Here is a 9,931-nt window from a genome sequence, read left to right as displayed (position 1 = left end):
TTTCCGTCACCGTTCCCGTGCTGCCGGTAATCAACTGCACGTTGCCGCTGCCGGCATTTATGCCGCTTAATTTGCTGTTATCAGTCCGAGTAACCTCTCCTATGGCAAAGCCGCCGTCATCCCGCAGGGTGATGTCATGACCGGAGGCGGTTATCGCAGCCGTGCCGATGGTATTCGCTTCGTTCAGATTGACGCTGCCGTTGGCGCTTACTGCCAGATTTCCCGCGCTGATTGTCTGCCCGGAAATCTGGCTCACATTACCGCCGGCTGTCAGATCCAACAAGTTGGTTACGTTTAAATTGCCAAGAGCAATGCCATTCTTGTCGTTTAATGTTGTGTTAGAACTATTAGGAATCACAACAGTACCGAAATCGTTGTTAGCATCGTTCAATGTAATCTTCTGAGGACTGCTCATTGTCCCTGCCGTTAATGTCGTAGTTCCGCTGTGGGCATCTATTGCGCCGCTTTGGCTGATGGCGCCAGCAACTGCCGTTACCGTCAGATCGCCGGAAACATTCGAGGTTCCCAGCCGGATATCATTGGCATCATGAACCGTAACGTTTCCGCCGGTCAATTCTACGGTATCTTTAAAGTCGTTATTATCATCGTTTAAGTTGATATTTCCGCTGCCGGCATTAAACGTCGCCGCTCCGGTCGTGCTGATGGCCTTGGTTTGTGTAATATCTCCGCCTGCCGTCAGGCTAAAGGTTCCGGTTGTAGTTACTCCGTCCGTTGTCACTCCGTTCGCCGTAACGCTGCCGATGTTGATTGCTCCGCTATTCTTCAAGGTGATGCTGCCCGTATTCGCCGCCAATGTCCCGATATGATTGGGCTGTTCCAGGTCGAACGTACCACCGGCACCCGTCAATCCCAGGCCGCCCGCCGTAATCGCCGCGGTCTGGGTTACGGTGCCCATATCAGTAAATGTCGTATTCGCCGTGCCGGAATCGACGCCGTTCACGCCGTTCACCGTGCCGATGCTCAATGGCTTGCTGCCGTTATTAATACTTACGGCATTATTATTAGAGCTTACGGCAATCGTGCCAATCTCGTTTACATTAGTAAGAGAAATATCCCCGCCGCTGGAAACCACCGCCAGATTAGCAGCCTGAACCGTACCGCTGCCTTCATCAACAGCCTTGCCGCCGTTCGCCCCCGTTCCGGTAATTGCCACAACCACATTCGGCCCCGCAGCCATTACCGCACCGCCTTCTAAATTTATCCCCCAAACTGCCGCACTGCCGCCGGTACCTGCCGTACCGGTAAGCGTAATACCGCCCGTACCGCTTACCTCAACCTGGCTTCCGCTGTAAATATTGATGCCGCCTCGGCCTTTGTTGTCGCTGGGATCCGTATTATCGGCTGCCGACGACAGCTCATAGGTCGCTCCTGTGCCGTTTATTTGAATGTTCCCGTTTACTGCGCTGATCGTACTGCGGTCGATTATCTCCATACCGCAGGCATAGTTTTGCGCCTCTCCGGCTTCGCCGGTAAGCGAAATGATCGCATCATCGATCGCAGTAATACTACTTTCCTTTATTTCCATGCCGGAACCGCTGTTTGCGGCAGACCCGGTTCCCTTTAGCATAATAGAACCGCTACCGGCAGCGGAAACGACCGCGTCCTCCAGCAGAATGCCGTAACAGCTATGTCCGTTATAGCTGCCCGGACCAGACGATATGCCGTCGATCACTATTGTTCCGCCGCTGCCGGCAGCGATAGAGCTATTATTATAGAGCGTTACCCCGATGCCATAATAATTGGTATTGGCCGAACCCTGCCCGCGCAGCGTAATCGTTCCGCCGCTGGATTGCAACGAAGCGCCATTTAGCCCGATACCCATGGTTTTATTGCTAAAAGCATCATCGTTACCCCCGCTATTGCTTCTTAGGATGCCGGTTCCTGACGCATTACCCAAGGCATTACTCCCGCCGCCGAGCAGAATGTTTCCGCCGTTACTGCTGATATTCGTGCCGGAGCCGAGATAAATACCGCCGGCAGCATTCCCGTCAGCATCAGAATTCAACATCACGTTTACTTTGCCGTTTCTTACCGTCACACCAGCGCCGGAGTCAAAAATAATATGTTCATTGGCTTTTAACGTAAGGGCAAGCGCATTCGTACTGTTGCCGTTCATATTGATGGACTGGCTCACCGTTATATCGCCGGTGGTGCCTTGCGCCGTCAGCGTCGCATCGCCGCTGGATGTAAGGCCGGTTGTGGTATTTACCGCACCGACAGTAAAACTGCCGCTGTTGACAAAATTGACCGATCCGGTATTGCCGGCCAGGGTTGTAACGCTGTTGCCGGTACTCGTCAAGGTATAGACCCCATTCGTCCCCAACAGTTCCAATCCGTCTCCGGCAGACGTACCGGTAATCATAAGCGCTGTACCGGGAGCCTGAGTAACCCCGTCGGCCGCCGAAATCTTCAAAACCGTACCGGCAGTAATATTTCCCAGAGAAATGGTGCCGCTGGCGGAAGCAATGTCAACTTCCCCGGTAGTTTTAACCGTCGCCTTGGATAAATCAACTGTGCCGGCGCTGATGGTAATTGGACTGCTATATACGCTGTCATTATACCCGATATTGACCGTAGCGCTTGAAAAACCCGTAAGCGTAGAACCATCTGTCAGAAGAGAAATAGCCCCGCCGCCGGTAGAGTAAATATTGGAAACCAAACTATTGCCATCACCAAATTTTATACCACCGCCGGAGGCTTTGGTACCGGCATTGGTGTTTCCCTGAACCGTAATACTACCGTTTTCCGTGGTAATATAAGAAGCATTCGCTATATCATTGATAATATTTATGCCATATGAATTCGAATCGGCACCGCTACCGGTTCCTTCCATGTAAATTGTGCCATTACCGGTTGTCTTAATTCCATTACTGATAATATCAAGCCCTATGGAATAAATCAGATTGGAACCTGCCTTAGTAGTTTGAATATTCTCCCCATGCAGGATGATATTGCCGCCGCCAGCGTCAACCGTGCTTTCTTTTACAGTTACTGCGCCGTCATCGCCCGTTCCAAGTGGATCGACTTTAGTATATGTTGTTAGTGAATCCTGTTTATTGTAATTATCTATTGTATAGTAATGGGCATTACCAATACCCGTTACCTTGCCATTGCCGGTATCAATAGCCCCGCCGCCCATGAATATATTGCCGCCGTTAGACGCGATGTTCGTACTAACGATATCAATGCCGCCCACGCCGTTGCCGTCGGTGTCGGCGTCCAGCGTGATGTTGAGCTTGCCGCCGCTGGCGGTAATGCTGCCGATATTGCTGTCATCTTTTTTAAATATGATAATATTATCGCCGGATTGCAGCAGCAAGGCCGATTCAGATTCAGGCGCACCGGCCTTGACAATGGGGTTTGTTACGACAATATCACCTGAATTCAGCGCCTGCAGCGTTGCATCACCGATAAATGTCAACCCGGCCGTGTTATTGACTTTTCCCACATAAAAGCTATGGCTGTCGGCAAATTTTACTGATCCGGTATCGCCGGCCAGTGTCGTAATGTTGTTGCCGGTATTAGTCAGGATATAAACCCCGTTCGCGCCCTGTAATTCCAGGCCGGCAGCAGTAAGCGCCGTACCGGAAACCTGCCCCACCGTGCCCGGCGCATTCAGCGTCAGCGTCGGGCCGGCGGTGATATTACCCAGCATGATGGCGCCGGTCGTCGCGGTAATGCTGACCGTGCCGTTCGTTTTGACGGCGGCACCGGTTAGATCGACAGCGCCATCACTTATTAAACTAATATTGCTGTTATAAAGTGCTTCACTTCCATTATTAACCGCATAACCAATTCTGGACGGATTAGCGTTCCCTATCGTTTCGATCGCTTTGCTGCCCGTGGTCTCAATAGCAATAGCGCCGCCACCCGTGGAATAAATCTGGTTGGCCGCACTTCCTCCCGCATCCAGAGTCACGCCATAATCCTTACCGCCGCTTCCTGCTGCCGTTCCGGTCAAAGTAATGGTCCCGGTTCCCGTAGTGATTACGCCGCCGTTATAAAGATTTACCCCGGAGCTGAAACCAGTACTATTACTGCCGCCGCTGCCGCTAAGCTCGACTGTTCCTAGGCCTGATGTCTTAATCACTGTACCGTCAATGATATCCACACCTATGGCCCAGTCGGTGCTGTCGACAGTATTACTGCCACGCATAATGATATTGCCGCTGCCGGCGTCAATGTTGCTGTATGATAGGCTGATCCCGCCATGGGACAAGCCGCCTTCCCGAAATATTGAATTGGTATTATTGCGCAGAGCATTACCGGATAAGTTGCTGCCGCCGCCTATGGTAATATTTCCGCCGCCGGTGGCAATATTACCATAGGTGATGTAGATTCCGCCCCCGTTATCGTCATGATTGGAATACAGCGACACCGCGCCGCCGTCCGTGGTTATGTCCACAGGAGCAGAAGAAGCGCCTTTGACGATAATATCGTCACCCGCCGTCATGGTGACATTCAAGGGCGTGCTACTTGATGTAATATTAAGACCGTTCGTACCGCCGTCTAAGATAATCGTACCTTGGGCGGTTAAATTCAGGCTGCCGGCCATCGTGTCGGTTTTACTGATATTGCCGGCAATGGTAATATTCTCGGCCGACAATAGCGGACTGAATCCCGTACCAAGAGTAATAGGGGAGGCGCTGTCGGTCGTCAAATTGCCGCTTACCGTTACGGCAGCTGTATTCAGCTGCACAGGGCTATTGATAAAAGACAGGGAAGCTAGCGGCGTGGTGCCGCCCACTGTTCCGTCGAAAGTCACCGTACCCCCGCCGGTATAAAACTGCACGGCTGTACCAGACGCATAAGAATCCAGCGTACTGCCGATGCCGAAAGTAATCGGATGGGCGGCAACGCCGGAGCCTGTCGTATTGCCGGGGTTGGTTCCTATCCCGCCGCCGGTGGAGTTGAAGATAATGCTGTCCGCCGCCGTTTTTACCGCCGCATTGTAGTCCTGCGCCCCGGCGGTCAAAACCGAGCCGCCGATATTGACCGTAGCGGCATTGACCGTCAGCGCTCCCAGGTTCTTGCTGCCGCCTACCATGCCGCCGAAAGTCACCGCACCTGTCCCGGCGTGTAGATTCAGCGCCGCGGCAGGATTTTCCACCTCAATCACATAGTGAAAACTCTCCCCGCCGCTTTTATCATTCCATTTGCCATTGGCCAGCATTTCTGCATAATCTTCATTCTGATCAGAATCGTTTGGCTCGCCTGCAGCCCAATTTGTATAAGCGCCGTTTTTAGCACTTCCGTCAGACTTTCCGGACCAAAATTGCACCCCGTTTTGGGGATCATTGCTGCCGGCAGCATATAGCCAAGTACCTTCAGAAGCAGCGTCGGAAAAGCCCAGCCAGCTCTCCATGCCCGGCGCCAGCACCTGCACCCTTTTCTGTTCATTTTCTGAAGTAATTGTCACCAAATGCGCCTTACGGTTATCGCCGGTATTATAGTTTTGAGCATTTGTAAATGCAGTGCTCCAATCAGCCGTACCGGGTGCCAGCACATAATCATTACCGGTATCCAGCGTACCGTTAAAGGCGATCGATGCAGCAGTGATATCCAAAGACGGACTGACAATATAGGTAGCGCCGTTGGCGGTAAAGCCATTTGCGGCCAAAATCGACGACGTACCGATATCAATAATCGGCGCCGTCAAGGCGACCGAACCGGACGTGTTGAGGTTCGCCGAATCCTTGATATAGTTACTGCCGTTGACTGTGACGTTCCAGTCGCCGTCCACCGCATCGGTAATCGCCGCATTCGCGTTGATCAGCACACTGTTGCCGGCGGTTAAATTCAATGAAGTAGTTCCGCTGCCATCGGTTTTTGTAATCGGCGATGCCACCGTAAGAGTGCCCGCATCGCCGGACGCCGTGAGTGACACATCGCCACTGGCCTTCAGGCCGGTCGTGGCATTCACCGCGCCGACGGTGAAGCTGCCGCTGTTGACAAAATCAATTGTTCCAGTACTACCTGCCAGTGTCGTAATGCTGTTGCCGATATTGGTCAAGGTATAAACCCCGTTCGTGCCCAACAATTCCAGACCGGCGGCCGTTATCGGAGCTGCTTGGGATACTAACCCGCTGCTTGTCAGTGAAACATAGCCTGAGGCGGTAACCGGTCCGTTAAGGGCAATAGAGCCAGCCGCAATCGTAATATCGCCCAAAGCCGCGGTACCGGCGCCGCCGGTCGTACCCGCCAGAGTTACTGAGCCGGTGCCCGCGGCAAGCGTAAGTGATTTTCCCGCTCCCGACACATTGCCGTTCAAGGTAATGGCAGCGCCGGGCGCCCCGGAATAGGCCGAAGTCAGGGTGGCATCCGCCCCAAGCACAAGGTTGGCGTTTGATTCCGTACTGATCCCGCCCTGTGTTTCGGTCAGCGCGGGCAAGGAAACGGTATAAGACCCTGCTGACGGATTGGAAAAACCTAAGCCGCCACCCACAACCGTTAACGTATCCGCAAACGCAATACTCCCGCTGCCACCGGTAACAAAGTAAATATTTCCGTCATGAAACATCACCGGCCCTTGTATCTGGATTTCGCGAGGATTACTGTTATTACCAATATACAGGCTTCCCCAGCCGCTAAGACGCGATAAAACGTCACCAGACAGATACCAAACAGAATTATCATGTGTATACGGTTCAATATGGAAATAGTTTCCACCAGAATCGGCTCCGTCTGTATGCCCCCGGCGAATATACTTGCCGGCTGCTAAAGAAAGCGCATCCGTATGGAACCAGACATTGCCGTGCAGATCGACATTATCATTAAAGGTCAGACTGGCAGCCCGGTCAACATATAGGACAAAATCCCCGCTTGATCCCGTCACCGGTTTGTTGAACACAATATTCCCGCCACCCGCATCAACCTTTAAGCTGCTCTGATCAACAAAATTCACCTGCCCATTGAAGGTTATAGTGCCGCTGCCGCCGGTACTGGTGATAATATCGTCCGGCCAATGGCCATAGCCGCCGGAAAAATAGACCGGAGCATTTACTGTAACGTCACCATGAGCGGTAATATTCGTGTTGTCATTATTCCCGCAAGAGAGATAAAGAGAATTCCCCGTCAAATTAACTCCGCCGCCCGAGGAACTGACCGTCTTTGATAAATTGATAGTGCCGGATTGTATCGTAATATCGCCGCTCGCCGTCAGGCCGGTTGTGGTATTTACCGCATCGACGGTGAAGCTGCCGCTGTTGACAAAATTGACCGATCCGGTATTGCCGGCCAGGGTTGTGATGCTGTTACCGGTATTGGTCAGAGTATAATTTGCACTATTTCCCAATAAATCTAAGCCTGATGCAGTAAGAACAGTACCGATATTTTGGGTAACTGCCCCCAATCCATTTATTATCAAAGTTCCTGCCTGGATATTTCCCAGCGTAGCCGTATCGGCACTTACGGTTTCAGTAATATTAACCGTATTCATTGTTTCAATATACGTAGTTCCTACATTCAGCCCGCCGGCACTTATGGTAATTGGACTGCCATATTTGGTTACAGTACCGTCCGAAGTATTATAGTAACAGCCAATATAGGCATTGCCGTCATCTTTAAACCACGCATTGCCAGCCGAAAGGGAAATGGCCTTGCCACCGCTAGAATAAATATTTACAGTTCCCTGGGTTCTGATTCCGTCATAACTGGAATTGGATGCCGTATCCAGTGTTCCCGTCAAAGTAATACTACCACTTTCGCTAATAATAGCTGTCTGTCGACTATTGTCACCGGGAATTAAATTTATGCCAAACGACGGATAATTACTATCTTTAGGAATACCGGCGCCAATACCCTCAAGAGTAATGCTGCCGTTGCCGCTGGTTTTTAGCGTAGTGCCGATAATATCAAGGCCAATAGGAAAATTATAATCGATACTGGTATTTTTCCCCCGCAGGAGAATATTGCCGCCGACACCAGCACCCGTAGCATCCACCGTGGTATCTTTGACACTGATCGCCCCATCGTCTCCATTATGAAAAGGATCCCACAAAGCATACTGTCTCGCATACCCGATATCTTGCGCTTTGCCGGTACTGCTTCCGCCGCCCATGATAATATTGCCGCCGTGTGATGAAATCGTACTGCCGAAAATATCAATACCGCCGACGCCGCTGCCGCCGCTGTCGGCGTCCAGAATAATATCCAGTTTTCCTGTATTTGTACCGCTTGCCGTAATACCGCCGCTATTAATGTATATGCTGCCGACCGCCTGTAGCGTCAGCGCGGCATCGCCGCCGGAAGTTTTGTCAATACTGCTGCTAATCGTAATGTCCCCGTTCTGCGAACCGCCGCTACCGGTAGTAACCGTTACACTGGTACCGCCATTCAAGGCGGTTTCGATACTGCTGGTAAGCAGGATGGCGCTGTCGGCCGAACTGGTAAAGTTCGGGGAAGTACCCACACTTGTTTCCGACCCCGTATCCTGTATCGTAATATTATACGGATCCAGCAGCCATTCCCCGGCTTTGCCCTTCGCCGCCGAAGCGTCTACCGTTCCCTGGGCGTCCAGATATTTCCCCGACGTCTCCACCTCGCCGCCGCTGCCGCCTTGGCTGCCGCCTTTAGCGGAAATATCGCCGTAAAAGCGAGTGGCTTCGTTGGACCACACGGCCACCTTGCCGCCGTCGCCTTTGGTGATGGCGTCGGCCTTGATAGAGGTATTTTTATCTATGTATGCAGCGGTGGCGTTCTGTTCCGTTCCCGTGCCGTGGAAATTACCGCCGATGAGAGCCGTGCCGCCGCCGGCATCGCCGGACACATCGACCTGTGCGCCGCTCGTTAAGGCCACTTTATCGCCGAGAACTTTTACCGTTCCGCCTGTCTCGCCGCTGTTTTTACCGGAAGCGTCCAGCGTGCCGCTGTTCGTCACCACACCGGCGGTTCCGCCGTCCAGCACGATGGTGCCGTTGTCATTATGGACGCTTTTGGCCTGCACAACGCCCGTGTTGTTCACAACCGAATTGACCAAATCACCGGCCGCCCGGGCCGACATGACGACCAGGCCGCCATCGGCCTGGATGGCTCCTTTATTGGAGACTGCGGCATTAAGGGCTGTCTCATTCACCGCCAGACTGAGTCTGCCGTCGCCGCTGAAGTCAAGAGTGGCCTGACTGCCGGCGCCAAGAGCCACCGTGCCTTGTTTGGCAACGATGACACCCTCGTTGCGAACCTCCGGTGCCAGCATGGCAACATAGCCCTTATCAGCCGCTGTAATGTTTCCCTGATTGATTACCGTGCCGGAACTTGTTCCCTGCTGAACAAAATGATAATTCCCGGTCGTAAAATCTTTATCGGACATATTAAGGGTCGAAGCCACAATCCCGCCCACGTTCACCTGTGAGCCGGGGGCGAACAAAATTCCGTTGGGGTTTATCAAAAAAACCTTACCGTTGGCAGTCAGCTGGCCGTATATGGAGGAAGAATCGTTTCCGACCACACGGTTCAAGGCCACTGCCGAGGCGGAAGGCTGAGTAAAGTTGACATGTTCGTTATGGGCAATATTAAACGACTGCCAGTTAACCGACAGCTTGTCAGTAGCTTGATTCACTGTCATTGTATTCCCGGTTTGGGAAATCGCACCCGTGCCTGAGGACACCTGGCCTCCCTGAGGCATAGCCTGCCCCTGTCCCGTCGCCGCAGCGACAAACATGGCCGCCATTGCCGTTCTTTCCCAGGCCCTGCGCCATTTTCTCTGCATCTGCGTCATCTCCTATTTATCAGGCGGCATATTCGCTAAAAGCATCAATAGCAGCTCAGTAATCTTCCATTTTATTTTTACTATACACTAAATTCAGTTAGTGACATATCCATCACCTGATTGATTTTTGACAATAATCCCAATAAACTTGCATAATTGTTCCTAATCGACCTGATAATGGAGCGTTTTAAAAGGATTCTTTCC

The 9,931-nt window shown here is 52.2% G+C and carries 1 protein-coding gene; it reads right to left on the bottom strand.

The window, feature by feature from the left end; all coding sequences use genetic code 11:
• Nucleotides 1-9,727: filamentous hemagglutinin N-terminal domain-containing protein (locus tag ABFC84_06375; GenBank protein ID MEN6412379.1), on the bottom strand; the 9,727-nt coding region annotated here is incomplete at its 3' end.
• Between the last annotated feature and the right edge of the window lie 204 nt (nucleotides 9,728-9,931).

The sequence above is a fragment of the Veillonellales bacterium genome (assembly GCA_039680175.1).
Lineage (GTDB): Bacteria > Bacillota > Negativicutes > JAAYSF01 > JAAYSF01 > JBDKTO01.
The sequence above is the reverse complement of the archived record's forward strand: the minus strand, read 5'-3'. Positions and strand labels throughout refer to the sequence as shown.